Source organism: Rhizobium sp. LjRoot258 (assembly GCF_964254185.1).
Lineage (GTDB): Bacteria > Pseudomonadota > Alphaproteobacteria > Rhizobiales > Rhizobiaceae > Rhizobium.
Window position 1 is genome coordinate 1 of record NZ_CAXUST020000005.1, and the last position, 23,060, is coordinate 23,060.

The window sequence follows — 23,060 nt, forward strand, 5'->3', positions numbered from 1 at the left end:
TGCGCTGCCGTCATTGGACTCGGACTGTGCGAATGCGGTTGTTATAGCAACCGCGCTGAAAATCGCTCCCGCGATCAGTAGGGTAGTGCGCATACTTTTTTCTCCACGACATTGAATGTTATCCGTCACAGGCTGCCCTCGGCGTCACTCGATGAGATCTGCAACGAAGGTGCTCAGTTGTCGCAGCGCGGGGTGGAGTTTTCCAATAGCAGGTTTGCATCGTTTCCATAGCAGCGGGGAATACGGCTGCGACGGTCCTCAAACATCCTTGCCCCTGGCGGCTTCAACGGCATCTTTTATTGGATCGCCGGCTTTGCGGTGGAGATCTCGAAACCGTCAACATCGGCTATGCGGGGCCAACTCTTTCCGAGAAAGACCGGTCTCAGTTCTCAGCTGCCCTGGCACGACAATCTTCAGTCTCAATTTCATCCAGGCATCGATGGCGACCACGATGCAAAGGCTGGTTATCTCTATTCGTTGGGAGAAGAGCATCCCTTTATGGGAACGTGGAAAACACGTTCCACAATCGACATTTTTCCGCTCTCGCCCGAGCCGGCGGTTTTCTTCCTCTTCGGGGATGAAAAGTTTGACCATGAGGGCAAGCACACGATTCACCACGTTTGTAGGTCGTCGAAGCACGTTTTAACGTTTCGCCGCGTATTCTGTCCGTTTTTGCACGGCGATGACGGAGCGGCAGTCCGTGACAGCAATTATTTCTTTGCCAAAATTCGGGAAGATCGAGCCGTTGTGATCGCTATCGGTCGTGGCGACGAATCGCCGCCTGATCTTGGGCGGCAGCCCTTGTTCGCGGATGAGCTCTGTGGTTTGCAATGTCAAAACGACGATAGCCGTAGAATTCAAACGCGTCGCAGATCGTAAACTTGGCTTCCACAATTGCGGTGTCATCGGCCGACCGATCGCCGGCGGTCACAACATGTCGAGCGCGAGATCCCCATCAGCCGTCGCCAGATGTCGTGCCGTTTCGCCTGACCGTGGAGTGGCTCTCCGGACAGATATTCCCGCGCCAGCTGGCGCTTACACCCGAAGCTATGGGTACGCTATCTTGCCATGGGTCTCTTTTCGAAACTCCGACAAGAATGGTCAATTCCTTGTCTCGATCTGCCCACCCTAAGCGGCGCACCTACCGCTCCACCTACTTCCGCTCCTCGGCACTCAGAGCCAACGGCACGACGGGCCTGTTCCCCGTGTATTCGCCATCAGCGCTCTTCTTCAAAAATACAGAGCCGCCATCTTCAATGTAATTACCTTCAGCTCCAGCTGGGCCGCGCGCGTGATGGCGAGATGCGTCTTCCCGACGCCGGTCGCGCCAGGTCATATCGCCGATGTACGGCGTTTTGAGCTCCCGACACCTATCTCGTTTCACCGCGGCGCCGATCGCCGCCGTCGTCCGCTGCATTGCTTCCTTCAGCCGAATTGAGAACGAAAACGCCTCGCCGCGGTAGCTCCGGACTAACCATTCATCCGCCCCAAACCATCGACTGCAAGACTTTGTCGCGCAGGTAGAAGTGGTGGAAGAGAGCCGCCGCCGCATGCCCGCCCGCAACCCAGAGAATGGCGTTGCCAAGGGCAGTGTGTATTTCGATGATCAGCTGCCCCAGTCCATGCGCCTGTGCGATTTGGGGGGAGATATCGAATCCGAGAAGAGTGACGGGAAGCCCCTCGAGCCAGGTACCGAGCACCGCCGTCGCTGGAATTGCGATGAGGAGCGTATAAAGCGCGAACCGCACGAGCCTCGCCGCCACGGCCGCCCATCGTGGCATCGGCTGTTCCGCGGGCCTACTGTCGATCAGCCGCCATAGCAGCTGCAACACGACAATCATGAAAACCAGCATCCCGAGCGTTTCGTGAATCCTGCGGATACTGTCCGCGGCGGCGGAATAGAGCGAATAGCGGTCGCCCTTGCTCAGCACATAGGCGGCGAGGATCAATATGACAGTCAGCCAATGGAAGGCCCGGGCGCCGGCGCCGTAGCGAGAGGAAGTGCTGCGCAAACCCATTCTAACTCCGATACTAACCCGCCGCAGCGGTTGATGAAGGTTGGCGGCGTGTCGCCAGAGATTTGGGCGCTTGGTAAGCTGGCCGGTTCCCCTGACGCCCAACTTCATCTTATGCCGGACACATAGCCCGGGAGTCCTAAATCGGTGTCCTAGCGTCCCGCTACGCTTCCCATTCGGTTGCGGCACCTATACATGAAGGCCATCCGGATAACTAGTGCCAACAAGCTGCGGATCCGCGGCATCGAAGGCGATTGGAGACAATTTGACAGACGCAGTGCAGACCGGGGAAAAGAAGCCTCGTTCGCTGAAGCCGCTCGGGCGGCTGACGCCCTATGTGATGCGCTATCGCGGCATGGTCGCCGGCGCTCTCGCATCGCTGGCGCTTGCCGCCGTAACATCCCTCGCTCTGCCGCTCGCAATTCGCCGGATGATTGATCACGGCTTCACCCAGCCGGACGGCAGCTTCATCGACAGCTACTTTGTGATGCTGATGGTGATGGCCGTCATCCTCGCGATGGCTAGCGCGCTTCGCTATTACTTCGTCATCACCCTTGGCGAGCGTATCGTGTCGGATCTGCGCCGCGACGTATTTGCTCACGTGACGCGCCTTTCCCCGTCCTTCTTCGACGTCAATCAATCCGGCGAGATCGTCTCGCGGCTGACCGCCGACACCACGCAGATCAAGTCTGCCGTCGGCGCCACCGCATCCGTGGCCTTGCGCAACATGATCCTCTGTTGCGGTGCGATGGGGATGATGGTTGTAACCTCGCCAAAGCTCGCAAGCCTCGCGCTTGGCGCCATCCCGCTCATCGTTTTCCCGCTCGTCGCCTTTGGCCGCTCGGTGCGCAAGCGCTCGCGTGCCGCACAGGAGACGCTTGCCGAAGCCTCCGCATTCGCCAACGAGACGATCGCCGCCACACGCACCGTTCAGGCCTTTAACGGCGAAGATGCGGCTGCAAACCGCTATGGCCTGGCCGTCGAATCCGCTTATCAGGCAGCGCGATCGGCGATCCGGTCCCGCGCGCTGCTTACCGGCATCGCAATCACCCTGATCTTCGGCAGCATCGTTGCCGTGCTCTGGGTCGGCGCCCACAATGTGCTGACCGGTACCCTGTCGGCCGGTACGCTCGGCCAGTTCCTGCTCTATTCAGTCATCGCAGCCGGTTCGCTCGGTGCCTTGTCCGAAGTCTGGGGAGAGCTCTCACAGGCGGCGGGCGCCGCCGACCGGCTGACCGAACTGCTGGATGAAGTCTCGCCAATAGCCGCACCTGCAGAGCCGGAAACGCTGCCGGCGCCAGCCTTCGGCAGGGTCGAATTTTCGAACGTGTTTTTTGCCTATCCATCGCGTCCCGGCAAATCAGCACTGCACGGCCTGACATTCAATGTGACGCCGGGCGATACCGTCGCGATCGTCGGCCCCTCCGGCGCCGGCAAGAGCACCGTATTCTCGCTGCTGCTGCGCTTTTACGATCCGCAGCAGGGGAATGTTTCGATCGACGGCATCGATGCGCGTCAGGTAACGCCCGACGAGCTGCGCGAACGTCTGGCGATCGTTCCGCAGGACGTGACGATCTTCGCAGCCTCGATCCACGATAATATCGCCTTCAGCCGGGCCGGCGCCTCACGCGACGAAGTCCGTGCAGCCGCAATCGCCGCCCAGGCCGACGAGTTCATCGCCCGCCTGGACAAGGGCTACGATACGGAAGTCGGCGAGCGTGGCATTACGCTTTCGGGCGGACAACGCCAGCGTATCGCGATCGCCCGCGCTATCCTCAAGAATGCACCGGTGCTGCTGCTGGATGAGGCGACCTCCGCGCTGGACGCCGAGAGCGAGACCCTGGTGCAGAAGGCGCTCGACGGGCTGATGCAGGGGCGCACGACGCTCGTTATCGCCCATCGCCTGGCAACCGTTCTCAAGGCCGACCGCATCCTTGTCATGGACCAAGGGCGCGTCGTGGAAGAAGGCACACACCAGAGCCTGATCCGCCACGGCGGCATCTACGCCAAACTTGCGAAGCTGCAATTCGATGCCGGCGTGGAAGAGTTTCTGGCAATCGCCAAATAGCTATGTGTCTTCACGAAAAGCGTAGACGTCCACTGGCTCGCCGAGCCGCGAAACGGGAAGGAGCCTAGGCTTTCGAGATCGCTTTCACATTAGGCCATGTCGACGCGAGCCTTGGACAGAAGCACTGGGCGCTTCAGGTCCTTCGTCAGCGTCTCGAGGCGCGATGCGACGTTGACGGCCGTGCCGATGACGGTGAAATCCAGCGGCTTTCGCGAACCGATATCGCTGTACATGACATCACCGGGTACTGTCACATTGATTTTTGCTTAGGTGGGTGGCGGTAAGCAGAAGGAATGGACAAGCCCGCGACGTAAAGCACGATCGCCACCCGATCGAGATCGTCTCCCACGCGGTCTGGCTTTATTATCGCTTTGGCCTGAGCCTGCGCGAGGTTGAGGAAATGCTGCTTGAACGCGGCATCGTGGTCTCGTACGAAACTATCCGCCGTCGGGGAAAACGGCATGGCAGCGATTATGTCCGGCGGGTCCGGCGAAAGCCCGCGTCAACGGGTGATGTCTGGCACCTGAATGAGGTATCGATACGCATCAATGGCCGGAAATGCTGGCTGTGGCGGGCAGTCGATCAGGACGGATATGTGCTCGACGAAATCGTCCAAACCCGTCGCAACACCAAGGCGGCCAGACGGTTAGTCAAACGCCTGCTAAAGAAGCAGGGGATGAAACCGAAGCGGATCGTCACCGACAATCTGAAATCATATTCGGCCGCCAGGCGCAAGATCTTGCCGACTGTCGAGCACGGTTCACACGAGGGCCTTCTGTGGTTGCCGCCCCTGGTGCAAGTAGTTTCCGACTTTGTGAACGCGTGATCGAGTGCGGTCTTTTGTCAGGCCTTTTCATTTGCGGAAGCCGCTGGCTGGTATGGTGGTCTGTGGAACGGGGCCAAATCTGAACAGCGAGCTTGTCGCTCGTTCCCTTGTCCTGGCTTTCCGGCTCCAGATCTGTTCGATCATTGCGCCCATGCAGGTCATCAACTTCTCACACGCCTTCACCGCCGTTACCGCCTCATCGATATCTGCTCCGGCACGGACCACCACGTCACCAATGACAACTTCGATCACCGCCCCGTCACAGCCGCGACCGCCAGGCTGTGGCGCTGGAAGTCGCGAAGACGCGCGCTGCCCATCCAAGAAATCGCGACGCCAGCCGAATAATTGTGACGGACGAATAACCAAGGCGATGGGCAATCGCCGAAACACTAGCACCGGCTTCCAGAGGCGACGGCCTGCGCCTTGAACGCATCAGACCCAGCGGCGGCGCAATTGACGCGGCGCGCGCTCGAGCCCTTCGGGCACGGCCTCGATCATATGGAAGTTTCTAGTTCCAGAGCTAGGCGCAGACAGAGAAGCTCACAGTTCGTGAAATCTGCCGTCTGCAATATCGGACCCGTCCCCACCGCCGCTAGGTGGGGTCGGCTAGACGCTTCCCGTAGGGAGTGCTGCGACATAGTTGACCTCGATGTCGAACTGCCCCGGCCAGCCGTCGCACCTATGCCGGTAGAAAAAGAGAGAAGCCTGTGCCGCGCGCCGAGCTCCTTCAGAGTGAGAGGCGGGCGTTCCTTTCCCTCAGCATCGATCCGGTAGGGGACCTTGAGGTGACGGGCGGGTCGTCCTGCGATGCTTTGGGTCATGGGTGGACTCGCAACTCTGATTGCCGCGAGCCGTACGCCGTCGGCCGCAGCCTCACAACCGCGCTCGCCGAGACAGCGTTATTGCCAAAAGTTCCGCTCGGGTAAGTTCTCGCAGACAGAAACGCCGCACTCGCTTCGCAGCGTCCCAAGCGTCTTTCACCCATTCCGATAACGGTCGGCTATCGAGTCCATGGCGAAAGGTGATTTTCCTTTAGACCGTCACAGACCCAATCTTCGAGCCATCGTCGCCCGCCCGCGTGTGCGGGCTGAAGTCGGCGTTCCGTCGAACGATCGGAGGTTTGGAGGTCCGACATGCAGATCAAAGAGACACTCGACGGTTGCTTCGCCGGCGCGGTCGAGGGCCCTCCGCTGGAGGATCTCGTCGTGCTTGCGGACCGCGCCGACGTCTCTCTTGAAATACAGCGTGCATTCAGCGCGAGGGTGCAGAGCGTCCGCGAGGATGGCAATGGCGTCATCGCATCCGGGGTGGGTGGAGATTCCAGACAACGACCCGCAGGAAAATGACACCCTGGAGACCCCGCAGCCCGCACGGGTCACGATTTTAAAAAGGAGAAAATGATGAAAAAGAGTTTTAGTTTTGCGATGATGCTTGCCGGCGCCGCCCTGGCGGTTGCCGGTGCCACGACGGCGGGTGCGGCCGATCTGGTTCAGTCCTATCCGACACCCGAGCCTGGCGTGCGCGACGGCGTGAAGATCGGCTATCTCACCTGCGATATCGCAGGCGGCACCGGTTATGTTCTGGGTTCGGCCAAGGAAGTCGATTGCGCCTTCCATTCGGCGATGGGCAGCGAGCCGATCGATCACTATACCGGCCAGTTTCGCAAGCTCGGCGTCGACCTCGGTTTCACGACGCGGAGCCGGCTGATCTGGGCCGTCTTCGCGCCGACGGCCGGCTATCACCGCGGTTCGCTGAGCGGCCTCTATAACGGCGCCACCGCCGAAGCGACGCTCGGCGCCGGCGTCGGCGCCAATATCCTGATCGGCGGCACGACGGGCTCAATCCATCTGCAGGCTTTGAGCGTCACCGGCCAGCTCGGCCTCAACATCGCCGCCGGCGGCGCCTCCATGACGCTCGCGTCAAGCTGATAAGCTATCTGCAGCGGCCCTCCTGCCACCGCGGGAGGGCCATCGGAAAACGATCTTCACCACAGATCCGATCCACTTCCGAAGCTCCTGATGAAAGCCTCGGCTATCCACCTTTTCTCATACCTGTCCTATCTTTGATTTCAGCGGTTCTACTACGATCAGCGCAAAAAGGTGATTGGCAATCACCGGTCTGCAGCGGTAGGAACATCGCTCGATTGCTGCCGGAGAGAACCGTGTCGATTGCCGATATTTCCCTTTGGAGCGCGCTGCTTGCCGGAGCGCTCTCCTTCCTGTCGCCTTGTGTGCTTCCACTCGTTCCGCCCTACCTCTGTTATATGGCGGGTATTTCCGTGGAGCAGTTTCGCGGCGGCGATGCCGTTGCGGCAGCACCTGATATACGGCGCGACGTGCTCTTTTCCGCGCTGTTTTTTACACTCGGCTTCGCGACTGTCTTCGTCGCGCTTGGCGCCGGCGCCTCCACGATCGGCATGGTGCTGCGCCAGCATCTTGACCTGCTTGCCAAGATCGGCGGCCTCATCATCATCGTCATGGGGCTGAATTTTCTCGGACTTTTCCGGATCGGCATTCTAGCCCGGGAAGCCCGCTTCCAAGGCAACGGCAAGCCGGCAACGCTGACAGGTGCTTACGTCATGGGGCTGGCATTCGCGTTCGGCTGGACGCCCTGCATCGGACCGGTGCTTGGAGCGATCCTCGGCGTCGCCGCGTCAAGTGAAACGGTCGGCTCCGGCGCCGGGCTGCTTGCCGTCTATTCGGTCGGCCTTGCCGTGCCCTTTTGGATTGCTGCAGGCTTTTCCGGGACCTTCATGCGCTTCCTGTCCCGCTTCCGTCGGAATCTCGGCACGGTCGAGAAGCTCATGGGCGTCCTCCTCGTGCTGACGGGCCTTGCCTTCCTCCTCGGCCGGGTCAGCAACATCGCAATCTGGTTTCAGCAGACCTTTCCCATCCTGATGCAAATCGGCTGAACAGAAGCCTCGCCCGCCACAATCCCCTGCCTGACCGGAAGGCCGTTGGCCGATATCATCAGCCTTCTCCTGCCGTTCTTCGGAGTGATTCTTACTGGTTATATCGCCGGCCGCGTGAGCAAGCAGCCGCCAGAAGCGCTCGGCTGGCTCAACACCTTTATCATCGATGCCGCTCGGCAACGTTCCTGACACGGTGCTTCCGTGGTAATCGTTTCGCTCTGCCGGATTGGGATAAATCAAGCTTTCTTCCGCTTGAAACGTTCCTTTATCGCCTCGGGAATATCGCGAAAGCCGCGCCCGGCTCGATGCCCTCGCGCATGACAATGTTGCGCAGCGGCGGAATGGCCGACAGGACATGCAGGCCTGCGGCCCTCAGCACTTGAACCGGCAGGAAGTCGGACAGCAGCGAGGGTTCAGGAGATCGACGCTTGCGGTGCGGGTCATTATATCGGCACGGCCAATTCAGCATGCGAGCACAGGATCGCAGTCAGCGCCATGATATCCCGCAGGCTGAGATTGAAGCCCTGCGCTCCAATCGGAGGAAAGACATGCACGGCCTCGCCGACCAACGCAATGCGGCCCTTGCCGAATCGACGTGCCATCATGCCCAACAGAGGCCAGATCGGTGCGCCTTCTTCGACCGTGACCTTGCCGAGCATGGACTGCATGCGCGCTTCCACGACATTGCCGAGTTCGGCGAGCGAAAGCTCGATGCGAGCCGTCGCATCGGCCGCAGTACCGGATCCACCCACGCAAGAGCGGATTCAGCGACCGGGCAATGTCACCCAGTGAGCGCACCATGAGCTGTCGGATGTTCAATTCCCTGATCGTCGATTGCATAACCTTCAGCGCCGATGAGTTGACAACTGGCGTAAAACTACAGAATGGCTCGCCACGCATTTTGAACGTAGCAGCTCGGGCTGGTTTCAGACCCGCTCCTGAAAGCCGACCCCCATCATCCACGCAGCTTCAAAACACGGCTTTAACTTTATTTTCGATCCCTTTCCGCGCCACTGCAGCGCTCCTTTCGTCTTGGTGTCGGCGGAATCGCCCGCTGGTCGGCGGCGATGCCAAGTCTTTTCAACAGGGTGCCGACGACGTCGTAGCCGAGCCGAGCCGATGACCCATAGCGCAAAGGGCGCCCGCCAGGTTACGCAGGCTTTACGAGGTTCACTTCAACAGCGACATCGGATCGCAGGCGTCGGCGGATCAACAAGATCTTCCAGGTCGGACAGAAGCGTCGGGTCGGTCTCCGTCGGCGGCTTGCGGCCGGCGCCCTTGCGACGGATGCCGCAAAGCGCTGAATCCGGCGCTTGGCCGCGCAGCTCGCGCAACCCATGGCGCTGCGCGCGATCCCCGTCGCCTCGCACACCGCCGCGATCCCGCCCGTACGGGATCTGTAGTTCAGCCAGATCATCCTCATAGCTAGCCTGAGTGCTTGCGTTGCGGCCGGAAGTAGCGGCGTCCGCGCGTGTGTGAATATCTGCACTAATGCCGAGAATTTCGCCAACGGGGCAAAGGTTTGCGGCCTCCAGCAAGAATGCGCGCTGACGAGAGTGCGCTCGAACGAATCTCTTTCGCCCTGGGCGCCGTGGTAGAAGCTGACGCCCACTTCCACGCGCTCTAGCGGAAATTTCCGGAGCCCGGCCTGAAAACGAACGGTCATAGCGGTGCATGCGGCGAGAGATGCGCTGAGAAGGTCGTAAGGATTGGGACCGGGAGATATGTGGCCGGCGCCATCTGGACCGCCGATAGGAAACTGAGATGCGTCGACATGGCCAACCAGCGCGCCATGATTGCTGGGGTCGCTTGCGACGACAACTTCTCGGAGCTCGGGGCGCCTTATCCTATGGTGTCATAGAGTGCCCTTCCACTGTGTTAAGCGCGTCATGCGAACCGGCGTCATTAGCTGCCATATCGTTCGGTCTTGATCACTGCGGCGTCCAACCCGCCATTAATGCGCCATCGGCCGCGATATTGACGAAGGGGTTTGATCCGCGGACAACTGGATGCGCGGGCATGCGAGGGAGCCGGACAACCGACTTGGCGACCATTGCGCTATCGATGCGTCGGCGCAAAGTCAGTCGCGCGCATTGGGGTCTCTCGAGTAATCGCCAGCGCCAACTTGAACCTCGGGTCAGCCATCTCCAATGAGAGCAGTTCATCGGCGAACAACACGACGCGCTGCGTCCGAGATGACAGAAGCAGCACTGTCGGCAGCGGTGTTGGTGGGCTCAGCCGATGTGGGTTGCTTTTCGAGTGTGCGGCTCGCTGCCATGCGAGCCTGATAGTGCGCATCAAAAACGCAACTCGGTGATAGTCCTTGCCCGCTTCTTCGCGGGCCGCCTGCTGCCCCAGACTGCAGCGCTCGATGCGGCGATCCGTGCCGGTGCATCTGACATCATGGCGCTCGACGCCGACCTGTTCTGATTGCACTGCTCCCGGGAGGATAGCGCTTTGCTTGGCACGAACGACGTGGTGAAATCGGGCGACGAGTGTATCAGCTCCATCGAGGTCGAGAACATTGCCCGGGCCCATCCGGCCATCAAGGAAGGCGCCGTCGTTGCCAAGCCCGATTAGCGCTGGGCGAACGTGCGGTTCTGGTTGTCCCGAAGACTGGCCATAGCTTCACCGCCACGATGGTCGAAGCTTATACGGGTTGGATGTCCAAGGGGAGCATCCCGGACGACGCCATCATCATCGACAATTCCCGACCTGGATATACGACGACTTGGCCTTCGCAACCTTCTCCCTCAGAGCAGCCAGCTCTTCAGCAAGCAGTTCCACGGCGATCTTCTGGACGGCTGCCTTCAACCGATCCTCGACTTCGAAACTGTCCAGCATGTAACTGGTTATTGCATCTTTCATCAGTTCTTCGATGGCAGGGTCATTCTGCTCCAGCGTGTCAGTCATACTGTGCTTCCTTTGGTTGCGGGCATTCCCCTTCAGTTGGCACCTTTGAGGCTAGTCCCAAGCGTTATCTCGGTCCATAATACTCAGGGAAGACTTTCTGAATTCTAGGCATGCTCATTTCCTCCTTTGGTTTAGCCCACGTCACCAGATTGTCGGAGTCTATCGAACTTAAACTTCCTCGGTTGGGGGGATTACAGATGTGCAGGAAGCCTACCCTGCGAGGCTTTGGCGGAGGGAAGCAGTGGCTGTTCCAGTTTGGAGACTCGGCTGATAGGATTGGGAAGATCAAAGTCGGCGCCAAAGGCAACGGTGGGAGTGTTTGGATCGGCTGGTTTTCCTCCCTGTTCTGAAGTCATTTACAACGATGCCGGCCGATCCGCGCCAGCGCTTGTCGATGAGCCGAGGCATCGCGAACCTCGAGTTCCCGCCGGTTGGTCGGCCTATCAGCTTTTTACACAAAGATGGATTGGCGACGTCCCGTATCGGTTTCCATAGCTCAGAGGGGGTCAGTCGAGGAGTGCACGCCATGATACTGGACGAAAGACCGATGGCAGACGTAAATATGCCGCTTAGTGAAGAGGGGACACGCGCGACATCCGCGTCGTAATTGGTTAGCAATCATGCCCGAAATCCTATCGACCGACCGCTCCCTCGACCGTTTGCCAACCGACCAGGATCTGGCGCGGCTGCAATTCATGACCTTGCTATACTATCTCCAATGCACGAACCCGGACAACGGTCTGGTTCGCGACAAAACCGAACCGAATGCCCCGGCAAGCATCGCGGCAATTGGCATGGCTCTGGCGACAATCCCCGTTGTTGTCGAGCGCGGGGTAATCATCCGCGAATTCGCTGCAAAGATCACCCGCAAGCGAATGCGGTTTTTAATGGACTGTCCGCAGGGGCCAGAGCCCGATGCATCCGGGTACATGGGCTTTTTCTATCATTTTCTGGAAATCGAAACGGGCCGCCGGGCCTGGCAATGCGAATTGTCCACTATCGATTCGGCTTTCCTGTTCGCCGGCGCCCTGACCGCAGCGACCTATTTTGATGGCGATACGGCCGATGAGGCAGAAATCCGCCAGCTTGCGACGGCGCTTTACGAGCGAGCCGACTGGATGTGGGCTTGCGATGGCGGCCCCACTTTGACGCATGGCTGGCACCCGGAAAGCGGGTTTATTCCCTATCGCTGGCGCGGTTACGATGAGGGTCTGCTGCTGTACATTCTCGGGTTGGGATCGCCAACCCATCCATTGCCACCGGAGAGTTACGCCGCCTACACCGCGAGCTTTGAATGGAGAAACATCTATGGTCGCGAATTGCTTTATTCGGGGCCGCTTTTTACCCACCAGCTGTCGCACATGTGGGTAGACTTTCGAGGCATTCGTGACGAGTTCATGCGCCAGCACCACAGCGACTACTTTGAAAACAGCCGGCAGGCATCGTTCGTGCAGCAGGAATATGCAATTCGCAACCCAATGCGTTTTGCGGGTTACGGAGAACATTGTTGGGGGTTTACTGCCTGCGACGGACCAGGTTGGGGTAAGCGGGCGATCAGTGGCGTCGACCGGGAGTTCTTCGACTACATCGCCCGTGGCGCGCCCTTCGGACCTGACGATGGCACCGTCGCGCCATGGGTCGTTGTCGCCTCGCTGCCGTTCGCGCCGGAGATCGTCATACCGACAGTCCTCAACTTTGCGCGAATGAAGCTCGGCATGACGCGGCTTTACGGCTTCAAACCGTCGTTCAACCAGAGCTACGCCGTAGAGAACAGTCCGACCGGATGGTGGGTAAGTCCCTATCACTTTGGCATTGACCAGGGACCGGTGGTGCTAATGATCGAAAACTACCGGACCGGTTTGCTCTGGAACATCATGCGTCGATGCAAGCCCCTGGTGATCGGATTGCGTCGCGCGGGGTTTTCAGGAGGGTGGCTTTAGGTTGGATGCGCTCCGATCCTAGCCTTCCCGCGCCCGCCTAGTTTCCCTTGACCTGCTGCGGCAGTTCGAAGCCCAGAGGTCGTGGTTTCGTCGAAGCCGTTGGATGTGAGAATTCCGTCGAGGGCTGCAGGTGGCGGACAGGCCGCGCGAGCGGCTGATTACATCACGGCACGACGCAAGGGAGGCCGTCCAGGCCCCCCTCAGGCTCGATCCGCAAATTGCGAAGCGGGTGTTCGAGACCCTTATTAAGAACGAAGGCGCAAGGCTTGGCCATCTGTCGGTCGATAATCGAGGCGCACAGCGGGCGGGTTGTGGGCCCGCTCAAAAGCCTCGGGTATCGTCTTTCACTTCACTCTATCTCCTAACCGGGCGAGACGACCCGCCTGCCGGTCACCGGCCAAATGCTAACAGGTCCAGAATGGACCGTTAACAACCTCGCGTCCGCAGAGGATCCTTTGGATCCCGTAAGAACAATATTTTCTGAAATTCGCGAAGTGGAGTTGCAGCGCGCTTTGTAGGAGAGGTCTTTGCGACCTTACGACCCGTTTTCGCCTTCGCTACTGAGAGCCAGCGCAGAACGGATGCAATCAAGCAAAACCTGTTCGCCAAACGGTTTTGTCAGGCAGCCGACGATGTCCGCGCCCAACGCAGACGCGCGCACATTCTTTTCCGGAAAGGCGGTGATCAGAACAGTCGGAATGCTCTTGCCCAGCGCGACGAGCCGGCGGTGCAGATCGAGCCCGCTCATTCCGGGCATATTGATGTCCGTCACGAGGCAGGCCGTGCGGCGGATATGAGGGAATCTCAAGAAATCATCCGCGGATGAAAAGGTCTGGGCGTCAAATCCCATCGACCTTATGAGCCCCTTGATAGCCTCCCGCATCGACTCGTCGTCGTCGACGATCGCAATCAGAGGTCTCTTGGTTGGCACTGCCGCCTCCCGACTTCGCCGATCGGCGTCGTGCCGAATTGGCGTTGTGGCGCACTTGACTGGATGGATTTAGTATTGAACGGCGATAAAGGCATCGCAAGCTATACGATCGTATAAGTTGTCTAACACTTGCGGCAACGAGCGGGGCATCGGCTCAGGAGTTCCCGGAACATGGAGATGAGATAGTCGATGAAATTTTGAGATCGACGCGCTGGGAAAGTGGCACCATTCGCGCGTCGGGCCAGTCGATGATGCAGAAGAGGTGGGTGGGAGCTCGACTGTGTCGCGCGGAAGGGTGGAGAAATGGCCAGACAGCGGCGCGACCATCGAAGCTTTGGCTGCGGCTTGGCCCGGTGCAGCGCCTGGTCGAACTCAATCACCTGCCCGAAGTGGCTTCGGTCGCGCCGGTGGCCGCCTGAGCTTCCGATCGAACGCGACCACCCGGCCGAAGGGGCGTTCCCGCCTGCGCTTTCGCTCAGGCCTGTTGGCCGTCAAGAAGCCGGCCCGCATTTAGCCTTGTGGCCGAGGCAATTAGCGCGCATTCTCGTGTGCGAAAAAACTCCGGTTCGGCAGCGACGAAGGAGAGAGGAGGAGTGTTCTCATCGCGTCATTGGCGCTCTGTTGGTTCGCCCACCGCTGCTGCAGTGGGTGCAGATCTTGCACGTCCTAAAGCTTCGGTTGACCTTGGGGGCGCTGACGATGACTGAGGCAACCGTCATTGTCATCGATGATGACCAGGAGATCCGCGACGCGCTTGGCGGTCTGCTGCGTTCCGTCGGCTTTGCCGTGAATCTCCTCGCTTCGGTGGGTGACTTCCTCAGGTCTGGACGACCCAACGGACCGACCTGTCTCGTGCTCGATGTCCGACTTCCGGGACAAAGCGGTCTTGATTTTCAGCTCGAGCTGTCGCGAGAAAATATTCAGCTGCCGATCGTCTTCATCACCGGGCACGGCGACATTCCCATGTCCGTCCAGGCGATGAAAGGGGGCGCGGTCGAGTTCCTGACGAAACCGTTCCGAGACCAGGATTTGCTCGACGCCGTTCACGTCGGCCTGGCGCGCGACCGCGTGTGGCTTGAAAATGAAAAGGAATTGGCGACGGTGCGCGCACGTTTCGATAGCCTGACCCCGCGGGAGCGCGAGGTGATGGCTTTGGTGGTGGCCGGACGGCTCAACAAGCAGATTGCCGGCGATCTAGGCGTGAGCGAGATTACCGTGAAGGTTCACCGCAGCCAGGTCATGCATAAGATGGGTACCAAGTCCCTGCCCGAACTCGCGCGCATGGCTGACAAGCTGATGCTCGCGCCGGGAAAGCCGCAAACGCACTCATAAAGGTCTTGGCTGCGGGTATAGGTCACCCCCTCCTCATTGGTAATCGATCCTTCCTGGTGGCCAATAGCCCGGGCGGGAGCCCTCCTCTATGGTGTGGGTTCCTTCCTCCTCCTCCCAGGCCGTATCGCCCCCGATCGGCCCGCCTTGAGCCTCCCAACCCCCGGGAGGCTTCTTTTTAGCCCTCTCGCATGGCAGACAAGGTCGCGCGCTCGAGACCGACCGAATGGATTTGCCGATAAGATCGCGCCACGCCATGTGGGGCTGCCGAGGTTCACGGTTACACGTGCCCTCTGCCAAGCTCGGGTTGTTGAAGACAAACCTGAAGGAACAGATGGCAGGCGAGTGATCGACAATGGCGATGTCGGGAGAGAATGCCGTGCGATTCCGGGACCAACCCTCAAAGGTACGGGCCGCCGGCAGGGATATGAGCGCACCAATGTGGTCCGCATCAGCGCAGAGGTGCCGGAGCGCCATCATTGCCGATCCATGAACATGTCACACGCTGAGCAGTAGTTCGCGGATGGGCTCGATGCCGGTATTCAAAAGTATCGGAAGAAGAAACCACAGTATAATTTTCTGTCGGCTTTTCTATCGCTAGGTTCCACTCGTTGCCTCACGACAGGCAGGTAGCGAATTTCTCCCGTGCTACCAACAAGCTTCGGCGCTCTCCTCTCTCCGAGGCTCTGCGGGTCTACGATCCGCCCGGCCGTCCAGCCGCCGCTGGGCGGTCTTTCGTCTGCAGAGGCGGACCATGCATCGAAGGGGCAGGTGATGGCCGCTCGGCTGATCCGCTGGGACGAACAGGCAAGATGTGGTAAGAGCGTAGCGAAGTGGTTACGGTTCATCATATGTGCTCGCTTTGGCCAATGTGATTGGACGGATCTCGGAAACGAGAGTGGCCGTGCCAAATAGGCAGGCGAGGTGACGACGTCGGCAAATAAGCACATCCTCTTTCTTCGGCGTTGGTGGAGATAGCAGTTGGAGCTTCTTTGGGAGGATGGTGATCGCGTGTTCCACCGGCAACGGCACCGGGGCGCCGACGGCAAGTGGAACCAGGTAGTACTGGTCGTGCTTCCGGCCCTCGAGCACCCCACACTTTCAAGCCTTGAACGCTTCGACCATGAATATGAATTGAAGGATGAACTCGATAGCGCATGGGCGATGCGACCGCTTGAGTTGGTGCGCGAAGGCGGCCGGACCATGCTGGTGCCTGAAGATCCGGGCAGCGAGCCGCTCGCCCGGCGGCTCGGAACGGCAATGAAGACGGCGCTTTTCCTGCGCCTCGCGGTCGGCATCGCCGCTGCGCTCGGCAGGGCACACCAGCGCGGCCTTGTCCACAAGGAGATCAAACCGGCCAATATCCTGGTAACGGACGCGGGCGCCGAGGTGCGGCTCACCGGCTTCGGCATCGCCTCGCGCCTCTCCCGCGAACGGCAGCCGCCCGAGCCGCCCGAAGTTGTCGCCGGAACGCTTGCCTATATGGCCCCGAGCAGACCGGGCGCATGAGCCGCTCGATCGACTCCCGCAGCGACCTCTATGCGCTCGGCGTGACCCTCTACGAAATGCTGACCGGGAGACTGCCCTTCGCCGCTTCCGACCCGATGGAATGGGCGCATTGCCACATTGCACGGCAGCCGATACCGCCCAACGAGCGGGCGGCGGATGTTTCACCTGCAGTCTCGGCCATCGTCATGAAGCTGCTCGCCAAGACGGCGGTCTTCTCGTTGGACAAGCCGCGGCGCGGTCGATGATCGCGCGTGTTTCTGGAACGATAATCTTCCCAGGAGCGCCCACTTCGCTGCGCGGAATTTCGCGAATCTTGCGGTTCCCAAATTCGGTTGCGAGTGCTTGCTCAATCTATGGCCGGCGCGCTCGGTCCGCGTGGCATTCATGTCCGCAGGTGAAACAGTGCGCGAGAAGTGCCCAGCCCCGTGGCGTCGTCTCCGGGTGCTCGATACGGCCGGAGAATCGGTATCCATTAGGACTCTCGAAATCGAACGCTTGGCTTGGCATGATCCTTCACCCGCTTGAGGCCGCGTCGAGGCCGCGTCGAGGCCGCATAGTTAGTCATCGGTAACCAACGCGATATGCCCGGAGCAGGAGTTATATAGAGGGCAAGGACTGCGGCTATGCTGGGCTACTTTGCTAAGGTTGGTTCCCCTCCCGCGAGCGGGAGGAGTGATTTTCACTCCGCGTCCAACGGAACGATCGCATCGTCGAGTGCCGTGATAATCACCGTCCAGCCCGCGTGTATAGTTTCGATAGCTCGGCGCTCAGTTGCTGTGCTTGCGGTCCCGTTTCGTATCTCATCAGTGTGCACGGCGCCACTATGCCCGAGCTCGGCCGATTTTCCCAATGCCCATGCCGTTTGCTTTCCATAGCTTCGCGAATTGCTTGAGCATCGTCGATGCTTAGGAGCGGGAATTGGCGATCGCGACGGTCTTGGGGTCGACCACTCCGGTCGAGATACGGAAGATCGCGCATCGTGCTTCACTCTACGAATGGTGGGGAGGGCCGGCGCAGCAGTATTCCCGGTCGCTATGGAAACTATGCTCGCTTCGTATTGGAAACTTTCGTCCAGCGCTGCGACAACTGGGTATCGCGACGACAACGAGCAGCTTGTTTCGGAGCGTGGCGACGCGCATGCGAGCTGTGATGCCCACGGTGATTATGCGAGCGTCAGCCATCTCGAGAACTGCTTTGCCGCATCGTGTACCAGGGTTTCTCTTTGAAAGAACCCGCCCTGCCGAGTAATCCTAACAAGGGTCTGGTGATGAAAGATTTTGATGCTATCTTCAAAGGTGCGCTAGACGAGCTCCATTCGGAAGGCCGTTATCGGGTATTTGCAGAGCTAGTACGCCATTGTGGTCATTTCCCGAGAGCGAGACGGTTGACGGCCGATGGCGAACAGGACGTGACGGTCTGGTGCTCCAACGACTATCTCGGCATGGGCCAGCACCCCAAAGTGATCGAGGCGATGAAAGAGGCCATTGATCACTGTGGCGCGGGTGCGGGAGGCACCCGGAATATCTCTGGCACCACCCACTACCACGTTCTCCTGGAGCAGGAGCTCGCCGATCTGCACGGCAAGGAAGCGGCGCTGATCTTTACCTCCGGCTATGTTTCCAACTGGGCAGTGCTCGGCACGCTCGGCGCCAAGATCCCCGGCCTCATCATCTTCTCCGATGCGCTGAATCACGCGTCGATGATCGAGGGCATTCGTTACGCCAAGTGCGAGAAGGTTATCTGGAAACATAATGATGTGGCCGACCTCGAAGCCAAGCTCGCCGCTGCCGACCCCAAGGCGCCGAAGCTCATCGCCTTCGAGAGCGTCTATTCGATGGATGGCGACATCGCGCCGATCAAGGAGATATGCGATCTCGCCGACAAGTACGGCGCCATGACCTATCTCGACGAAGTCCATGCCGTTGGCATGTACGGACCGCGCGGCGGCGGCATTGCCGAGCGCGAAGGCCTGATGGATCGGCTGACGGTGATCGAAGGCACGCTCGGCAAGGCCTTCGGCGTCATGGGCGGCTACATTGCCACATCCGCCGCGCTCTGCGACTTCATCCGCTCTTTCGCTTCGGGATTCATCTTCACGACGTCGCTGCCTCCTTCATTGGCGGCCGGTGCCGTCGCCTCGATCCGGCATCTGAAGATCAGCCAGTTCGAACGCGCCCGCCATCAGGGGCGCGTGCGCAAGCTGCGCGGGCTGCTCGACCAGCGCGGCATCCCGCACATGCCGAACCCGAGCCATATCGTTCCCGTCATGGTCGGCGATGCGGCCAAGTGCAAGTGGCTCTCCGACCTGCTGCTCGACAATTGCGGCATTTATCTCCAGCCGATCAATTATCCGACGGTTCCGAAGAAGACCGAACGCCTGCGGATCACGCCGACGCCGCTGCATTCGGATGCTGATATCGAACATTTGACTGAATCGCTGCATTCACTTTGGTCGCATTGTGCGTTGGCCCGCCAGGTTGCCTGATCTCCAGTCCAGAGATCATCTGAGAAACAACACGGGCGTGTGTGCCTTCGCCACTAAGGGACCGAGGTATGAACAGTGTGCTGACAGAGACCATCCTCATGATGGTGACCATCGCAGCCGGATTGATCCTGCTTTATCCCTTCCGGCGCGGTGCGAAGTCCGTCGACCGCAGCCATCGGGTCGAGCTTGCCGTCTACCGTAACCAATTGAAGGAGCTTGAACGCGACCGCCTTGTGGGCTTGTTTAGCGACGAACAGGCCGACTACGTCCGGGCTGAGATAGCCCGGCGGCTCTTCGCGGCAAACGACAATAGCCGCCTGCGCAGCCATCGTCCGACGTCGCACCCGTGGACCCTCGCATCGATGTTCGTCTTCCTCGGCGCTGCCTTCTTCCTCTACTTATCCATCGGTCGGCCTGATCTGCCATCCCATCCATTTGAGCGGCAGGCCAGCGCGCAGGGTATGGACGTCACTGCCGTCATTGCAAATATTGAGCAAGCAGCCACACAGCACCCTGATGATGGGGACGCTTCGGACATGCCGGTGGGGCCGAGCCCCGCACGCCTCGATGGTCTTGCCGAAACGCTGATGGCGATTGCCGGAGGCGTGGTGACTGAAGATACCCGAAAGATCCTGGAACAATCCTTGTCCCTCGAGCCGAACAATCCGCGCGCGCGGTTCTATATCGCACTGAGCATGGAGCAGGCCGGCAAGTCGGAGGAGGCGCGCGCCGCCTTCGAGGCACTGGCGAAGCAATCACCCGCCGGCGCACCGTGGCTGCCGCTAGTCAATGAGCATATCACCAAGAACGGCGGCACGGTTATTGCACCTGCAACCCAACCAACCCAACCGACAGTACCGGGTGCCCCAACGGCCAAGGATGTGGCGGCGGCCGAGACCATGAGCGGCGGCGATCGGCAGCAGATGATCCGCGGCATGGTGGAAAGCCTCAATGCCAAGCTTGCCGAAAATCCCGATGATTTCGACGGCTGGATGCGTCTTGTCCACTCCTACGCCGTATTGAACGACAAGGCGCGCGCCGCAGACGCCTTGAAGCGCGGGCTTGTAGCCTTCCCGGCCGCCGGGGAACAAGGCAGGCAGCTTCTCGCGCTGGCCAAAGAACTTGAGATCTCCACAGAAGGATTGAGTGAATGACGCGCAAGCAGAAACGCCTGGCTGTGATTGGCGGCGGCATGAGTTTTATCATTGCCGCCGTGCTACTCGTCATGTTCGCGTTTAGCCAGTCGGTCGCCTATTTCTACATGCCGGCGGACCTCGCCAAGAATCCGATACCGCCAGACACCCGCATCCGCCTGGGCGGTCTCGTCGGCGAGAGCAGCGTCGTTCGTGGTGAGGGCTCCGTCGTGCGCTTCGCCGTCACCGATCCGAGTGGAGAAATCGTCAATGTCCGCTACCAGGGCATCCTGCCAGACCTTTTCCGCGAGGGGCAGGGCGTCGTCACCGAGGGAAGCTTCGAGGGAGGAAGCAATCTCTTCTCCGCCGACACCGTGCTTGCCAAGCATGACGAGACATACATTCCGAAGGAAGTGGCCGACAGGCTGAAGGCCCAAGGACTTTGGAAAAAGAGCGAAGGAGCGGCCCCGCTAGGCAAGGCGAAGGGGCAGGAAGCAAAGGCCCAGGAGGCGAAGGCGACGCAATGATCATCGAGATTGGCCACTACGCGCTGGTTCTGGCGCTCGCAACCGCGATCATCCTGTCGGTCGTGCCCGCGATCGGCGCCCGACGCGGCGATCAGGCAATGATGGATGTCGCCCCAGTGGGCTCCGTCCTGCTCTTTGCCCTCGTCGCCTTCTCCTTTGCGGCGCTGACCTACGCGCATGTCGGCTCGGATTTCTCGGTCGCAAACGTCTGGGAGAATTCGCATTCGCTGGTGCCGCTGATTTTCAAGTTCTCCGGCGTCTGGGGCAATCACGAGGGCTCGATGATGCTCTGGCTGCTGATCCTGGCGCTGTTCAGCGCGCTGGTCGCCGTCTTCGGCCGCAATCTGCCGGATACGCTGAAGGCCAACGTGCTTTCGGTGCAGGCGTGGATTTCGGTTGCTTTCATCCTCTTCATTCTGCTGACCTCGAACCCGTTCATCCGCCTCGATCCGGCCCCTGCAGAGGGCAAGGATCTGAACCCGGTGCTGCAGGATGTCGGCCTCGCGATCCATCCGCCGCTGCTCTATCTCGGGTATGTCGGCTTCTCCGTCTGCTTCTCCTTCGCCGTGGCCGCTTTGCTCGAAGGCCGTATCGATGCCGCCTGGGCGCGGTGGGTTCGTCCCTGGACGCTCGCTGCCTGGACTTTTCTGACGCTGGGCATCGCCATGGGCTCCTATTGGGCCTATTACGAACTCGGCTGGGGCGGCTGGTGGTTTTGGGATCCCGTGGAAAATGCCTCCTTCATGCCCTGGCTTGCCGGCACGGCGCTGCTGCATTCCGCGCTGGTCATGGAGAAGCGCGATGCGCTGAAGATCTGGACGGTTCTCCTGGCGATCTTGACGTTCTCGCTGTCGCTGCTTGGCACGTTCCTGGTGCGCTCCGGCGTCTTGACCTCGGTGCACGCCTTCGCCAGCGATCCGAGCCGCGGCGTCTTCATCCTCGGCATCCTGTTGATCTTCATCGGCGGCGCCCTGTCGCTGTTTGCCTTCCGTGCACCGCGGCTTGCTGCCGGCGGCCTCTTCGCGCCGATCTCGCGTGAGGGCGCGCTGGTTCTCAACAATCTCATTCTGACGGTCGCCTGCGGCACGGTCCTGACGGGCACGCTCTATCCGCTGGCGCTGGAAACGCTGACTGGCGACAAGATTTCCGTCGGCCCGCCCTTCTTCAACATGACCTTCGGCCTGCTGATGACGCCGATCCTGATCGCGGTTCCCTTCGGGCCGCTGCTGGCCTGGAAGCGCGGCGATCTGCTCGGCGTGCTGCAGCGGCTCTATGTCGCCGCCGGCCTTGCCTTGATCGCCGGGCTGGTCCTGTTCTACGTCCGCCATGGCGGACCGGTGCTTGCCGTTCTCGGCCTGGCCGCTGGCTTCTTCCTGGTCTTCGGCGCGCTCACCGATCTCTGGTATCGCGCCGGCATGGGCAAGGTGAAGGTGGATGTCGCCTGGCGCAGGCTGTCCGGCCTGCCGCGCTCGGCGTTCGGCACCGCGCTGGCCCATGCCGGGCTTGGCATCACCGTGCTCGGCATTGTCGCCGTTACGACGTTCCAGGCGGAGAACATCACCGAGATGAAGCCGGGCGGCACCGCCGACATCGGCGGCTATACAGTGCGCTTCAACGGCATGCAGCCGGGTGTTGGCCCGAACTACACCGAGGACCGCGCCCGCTTCACCGTCAGCCGCGGCGGTGCGGCCGTCGCCGAGGTCTCCTCGGCTAAGCGCGTTTTTACCGCCAGCCGCACGGGCACCACCGAGTCCGGCATTCTCACCCTTTTCCCGAACCAGCTCTATGTGTCGCTCGGCGATCTGACCAAGGACGGCGGCATTGCCGTGCGCCTGTGGTGGAAGCCCTTCATCCTCTGCATCTGGGGCGGTGCCGTCATCATGGCGCTCGGCGGTGTCGTCTCGTTGAGCGACCGTCGCCTGCGCGTCGGCGCCCCGAGTCGCAAGCAGAAGGCCGCGAAACCTGCGGCGCCAGTGATGGAGGCGGCGGAATGATTAAACGGCTCCTGCTTGCTCTCGTCCTGATGCTGGCGGCTGCTCCGGCCTTTGCCGTCAACCCTGACGAAGTGCTCTCCGATCCGGCGCTTGAAGCCCGGGCGCGGGCGCTGTCGGCCAAACTGCGCTGCATGGTCTGCCAGAACCAGTCGATCGACGATTCCAATGCCGATCTTGCCAAGGATCTGCGCCTTCTCGTGCGCGAGCGCATCACCGATGGCGACGCCGACAAGCAGGTGCTGAACTATATCGTCTCGCGTTACGGCGAGTTCGTGCTTCTGAAGCCGCCTTTTAGTGTGCGGACACTGCTGCTCTGGGGCGCGCCCGTGCTGCTGATCCTTGCAGGCGGGGTATCGCTCATCGTCTTCGCCCGCAAGAGAGCCGGCAAGCCCACCGGCAGCAAACTCACAGCAGATGAGCAGGCGCGGCTTGTTGAACTGAGCTTAGACTGAAGCCTGGATTATTGAGGTTTATCCAAT

General features: G+C 60.4%; 19 protein-coding genes and 8 pseudogenes. 17 read left to right on the forward strand and 10 right to left on the reverse strand.

Annotated features, from left to right (window positions below):
* The first annotated feature begins 318 nt into the window (after nt 1-318).
* The gene (locus tag ACSQ9D_RS34175) at nt 319-879 is read left to right on the forward strand and encodes a hypothetical protein (protein WP_436286195.1); all 561 of its coding nucleotides are present in this window, start codon (nt 319-321) and stop codon (nt 877-879) included.
* Nucleotides 880-1,153: 274 nt separating this feature from the next.
* Here the strand turns inward: ACSQ9D_RS34175 and ACSQ9D_RS34180 are convergent, their stop codons facing one another.
* A complete protein-coding gene (locus ACSQ9D_RS34180) occupies nt 1,154-1,417 on the reverse strand; it encodes a hypothetical protein (RefSeq protein ID WP_436286196.1) in 264 nt (87 codons plus the stop codon).
* Nucleotides 1,418-1,478: 61 nt separating this feature from the next.
* Nucleotides 1,479-2,018 (reverse strand): cytochrome b, encoded by a 540-nt coding sequence (locus ACSQ9D_RS34185; protein ID WP_436286197.1) that lies wholly within the window; start codon nt 2,016-2,018, stop codon nt 1,479-1,481.
* Between the two features lie 262 nt (nt 2,019-2,280).
* Here ACSQ9D_RS34185 and ACSQ9D_RS34190 point away from each other — a divergent pair, with 262 nt between their 5' ends.
* The gene (locus ACSQ9D_RS34190) at nt 2,281-4,083 is read left to right on the forward strand and encodes an ABC transporter transmembrane domain-containing protein (protein ID WP_436286198.1); all 1,803 of its coding nucleotides are present in this window, start codon (nt 2,281-2,283) and stop codon (nt 4,081-4,083) included.
* Here ACSQ9D_RS34190 and ACSQ9D_RS34195 read toward each other — a convergent pair.
* A pseudogene (locus ACSQ9D_RS34195) lies at nt 4,084-4,325 on the reverse strand (adenylate/guanylate cyclase domain-containing protein); the annotation flags it as partial. It lies immediately after the preceding gene.
* 32 nt (nt 4,326-4,357) lie between these two features.
* Between ACSQ9D_RS34195 and ACSQ9D_RS34200 the strand changes: the two are divergent.
* Nucleotides 4,358-4,858: pseudogene (locus ACSQ9D_RS34200) on the forward strand (IS6 family transposase); the annotation flags it as partial.
* A gap of 78 nt (nt 4,859-4,936) precedes the next feature.
* On the opposite strand, the gene ACSQ9D_RS34205 reads toward ACSQ9D_RS34200, so the two are convergent.
* Nucleotides 4,937-5,161 (reverse strand): hypothetical protein, encoded by a 225-nt coding sequence (locus ACSQ9D_RS34205; protein ID WP_436286199.1) that lies wholly within the window; start codon nt 5,159-5,161, stop codon nt 4,937-4,939.
* A gap of 881 nt (nt 5,162-6,042) precedes the next feature.
* Between ACSQ9D_RS34205 and ACSQ9D_RS34210 the strand changes: the two genes are divergently transcribed.
* From ACSQ9D_RS34210 to ACSQ9D_RS34225, 4 genes and pseudogenes are all read left to right on the forward strand, one after another.
* Nucleotides 6,043-6,255: a hypothetical protein gene (locus ACSQ9D_RS34210; protein WP_436286200.1), complete on the forward strand. Its 213-nt coding sequence runs from the start codon at nt 6,043-6,045 to the stop codon at nt 6,253-6,255.
* 54 nt (nt 6,256-6,309) lie between these two features.
* Nucleotides 6,310-6,837 (forward strand): DUF992 domain-containing protein, encoded by a 528-nt coding sequence (locus ACSQ9D_RS34215; RefSeq protein ID WP_436286201.1) that lies wholly within the window; start codon nt 6,310-6,312, stop codon nt 6,835-6,837.
* A gap of 233 nt (nt 6,838-7,070) precedes the next feature.
* Nucleotides 7,071-7,820, forward strand: coding sequence for a cytochrome c biogenesis CcdA family protein (locus tag ACSQ9D_RS34220; protein ID WP_436286202.1), 750 nt, complete (start codon nt 7,071-7,073; stop codon nt 7,818-7,820).
* A 45-nt stretch (nt 7,821-7,865) separates the two neighbouring features.
* A pseudogene (locus ACSQ9D_RS34225) lies at nt 7,866-7,994 on the forward strand (AEC family transporter); the annotation flags it as partial.
* Between the two features lie 62 nt (nt 7,995-8,056).
* Here ACSQ9D_RS34225 and ACSQ9D_RS34230 read toward each other — a convergent pair.
* The 4 pseudogenes from ACSQ9D_RS34230 to ACSQ9D_RS34245 all read right to left on the reverse strand — a co-directional run.
* Nucleotides 8,057-8,551, reverse strand: a pseudogene (locus ACSQ9D_RS34230) (FAD-dependent monooxygenase); the annotation flags it as partial.
* 28 nt (nt 8,552-8,579) lie between these two features.
* Nucleotides 8,580-8,720: pseudogene (locus tag ACSQ9D_RS34235) on the reverse strand (group II intron reverse transcriptase/maturase); the annotation flags it as partial.
* 169 nt (nt 8,721-8,889) lie between these two features.
* A pseudogene (locus ACSQ9D_RS34240) lies at nt 8,890-9,207 on the reverse strand (ISAzo13-like element transposase-related protein); the annotation flags it as partial.
* A 204-nt stretch (nt 9,208-9,411) separates the two neighbouring features.
* Nucleotides 9,412-9,666: pseudogene (locus tag ACSQ9D_RS34245) on the reverse strand (OsmC family protein); the annotation flags it as partial.
* 467 nt (nt 9,667-10,133) lie between these two features.
* On the opposite strand from ACSQ9D_RS34245, the gene ACSQ9D_RS34250 reads away from it, so the two are divergent.
* Both ACSQ9D_RS34250 and ACSQ9D_RS34255 read left to right on the forward strand, forming a co-directional pair.
* Nucleotides 10,134-10,250 (forward strand): acyl-CoA dehydrogenase C-terminal domain-containing protein, encoded by a 117-nt coding sequence (locus ACSQ9D_RS34250; protein ID WP_436286203.1) that lies wholly within the window; start codon nt 10,134-10,136, stop codon nt 10,248-10,250.
* A gap of 27 nt (nt 10,251-10,277) precedes the next feature.
* Nucleotides 10,278-10,400: a hypothetical protein gene (locus tag ACSQ9D_RS34255; RefSeq protein WP_436286231.1), complete on the forward strand. Its 123-nt coding sequence runs from the start codon at nt 10,278-10,280 to the stop codon at nt 10,398-10,400.
* Nucleotides 10,401-10,517: 117 nt separating this feature from the next.
* On the opposite strand, the gene ACSQ9D_RS34260 is transcribed toward ACSQ9D_RS34255, so the two are convergent.
* On the reverse strand, nt 10,518-10,733 hold the full coding sequence (locus tag ACSQ9D_RS34260; RefSeq protein WP_436286204.1) for a hypothetical protein: 216 nt from the start codon (nt 10,731-10,733) through the stop codon (nt 10,518-10,520).
* Nucleotides 10,734-11,353: 620 nt separating this feature from the next.
* On the opposite strand from ACSQ9D_RS34260, the gene ACSQ9D_RS34265 reads away from it, so the two are divergent.
* Nucleotides 11,354-12,673, forward strand: coding sequence for a glucoamylase family protein (locus ACSQ9D_RS34265; protein ID WP_436286205.1), 1,320 nt, complete (start codon nt 11,354-11,356; stop codon nt 12,671-12,673).
* A gap of 535 nt (nt 12,674-13,208) precedes the next feature.
* Here the strand turns inward: ACSQ9D_RS34265 and ACSQ9D_RS34270 are convergent.
* Nucleotides 13,209-13,604 carry a response regulator transcription factor gene (locus ACSQ9D_RS34270; protein ID WP_436286206.1) on the reverse strand — a complete coding sequence of 132 codons (396 nt, stop codon included), beginning with the start codon at nt 13,602-13,604 and terminating at the stop codon, nt 13,209-13,211.
* A 693-nt stretch (nt 13,605-14,297) separates the two neighbouring features.
* Between ACSQ9D_RS34270 and ACSQ9D_RS34275 the strand changes: the two genes are divergently transcribed.
* The 7 genes and pseudogenes from ACSQ9D_RS34275 to ACSQ9D_RS34305 all read left to right on the forward strand — a co-directional run bounded on the left by ACSQ9D_RS34275 (nt 14,298) and on the right by ACSQ9D_RS34305 (nt 23,033).
* Nucleotides 14,298-14,936: a response regulator transcription factor gene (locus ACSQ9D_RS34275; protein WP_436286227.1), complete on the forward strand. Its 639-nt coding sequence runs from the start codon at nt 14,298-14,300 to the stop codon at nt 14,934-14,936.
* Nucleotides 14,937-15,914: 978 nt separating this feature from the next.
* A pseudogene (locus ACSQ9D_RS34280) lies at nt 15,915-16,651 on the forward strand (serine/threonine protein kinase); the annotation flags it as partial.
* A 1,058-nt stretch (nt 16,652-17,709) separates the two neighbouring features.
* Nucleotides 17,710-18,927: a 5-aminolevulinate synthase gene (hemA, locus tag ACSQ9D_RS34285; protein ID WP_436286207.1), complete on the forward strand. Its 1,218-nt coding sequence runs from the start codon at nt 17,710-17,712 to the stop codon at nt 18,925-18,927.
* 77 nt (nt 18,928-19,004) lie between these two features.
* Complete coding sequence (ccmI, locus tag ACSQ9D_RS34290) at nt 19,005-20,081, forward strand: c-type cytochrome biogenesis protein CcmI (RefSeq protein ID WP_436286228.1); 1,077 nt, start codon at nt 19,005-19,007, stop codon at nt 20,079-20,081.
* A complete protein-coding gene (ccmE, locus tag ACSQ9D_RS34295) occupies nt 20,078-20,587 on the forward strand; it encodes a cytochrome c maturation protein CcmE (protein ID WP_436286208.1) in 510 nt (169 codons plus the stop codon). Before ccmI ends, ccmE begins: the two co-directional genes overlap by 4 nt.
* A complete protein-coding gene (locus tag ACSQ9D_RS34300) occupies nt 20,584-22,581 on the forward strand; it encodes a heme lyase CcmF/NrfE family subunit (RefSeq protein WP_436286209.1) in 1,998 nt (665 codons plus the stop codon). Before ccmE ends, ACSQ9D_RS34300 begins: the two co-directional genes overlap by 4 nt.
* Nucleotides 22,578-23,033, forward strand: coding sequence for a cytochrome c-type biogenesis protein (locus ACSQ9D_RS34305; RefSeq protein ID WP_436286210.1), 456 nt, complete (start codon nt 22,578-22,580; stop codon nt 23,031-23,033). Before ACSQ9D_RS34300 ends, ACSQ9D_RS34305 begins: the two co-directional genes overlap by 4 nt.
* Nucleotides 23,034-23,060 lie beyond the last annotated feature (27 nt).

Bases quoted from the DNA above. Each gene is read 5' to 3' on its own strand.
- ACSQ9D_RS34180 (WP_436286196.1), bottom strand. From the start codon at position 1,417: ATGCAGCGGACGACGGCGGCGATCGGCGCCGCGGTGAAACGAGATAGG.
- ACSQ9D_RS34185 (WP_436286197.1), bottom strand. From the start codon at position 2,018: ATGGGTTTGCGCAGCACTTCCTCTCGCTACGGCGCCGGCGCCCGGGCC.
- ACSQ9D_RS34210 (WP_436286200.1), top strand. From the start codon at position 6,043: ATGCAGATCAAAGAGACACTCGACGGTTGCTTCGCCGGCGCGGTCGAG.
- ACSQ9D_RS34215 (WP_436286201.1), top strand. From the start codon at position 6,310: ATGAAAAAGAGTTTTAGTTTTGCGATGATGCTTGCCGGCGCCGCCCTG.
- ACSQ9D_RS34260 (WP_436286204.1), bottom strand. From the start codon at position 10,733: ATGACTGACACGCTGGAGCAGAATGACCCTGCCATCGAAGAACTGATG.
- ACSQ9D_RS34265 (WP_436286205.1), top strand. From the start codon at position 11,354: ATGCCCGAAATCCTATCGACCGACCGCTCCCTCGACCGTTTGCCAACC.
- hemA (WP_436286207.1), top strand. From the start codon at position 17,710: ATGAAAGATTTTGATGCTATCTTCAAAGGTGCGCTAGACGAGCTCCAT.
- ccmE (WP_436286208.1), top strand. From the start codon at position 20,078: ATGACGCGCAAGCAGAAACGCCTGGCTGTGATTGGCGGCGGCATGAGT.
- ACSQ9D_RS34300 (WP_436286209.1), top strand. From the start codon at position 20,584: ATGATCATCGAGATTGGCCACTACGCGCTGGTTCTGGCGCTCGCAACC.
- ACSQ9D_RS34305 (WP_436286210.1), top strand. From the start codon at position 22,578: ATGATTAAACGGCTCCTGCTTGCTCTCGTCCTGATGCTGGCGGCTGCT.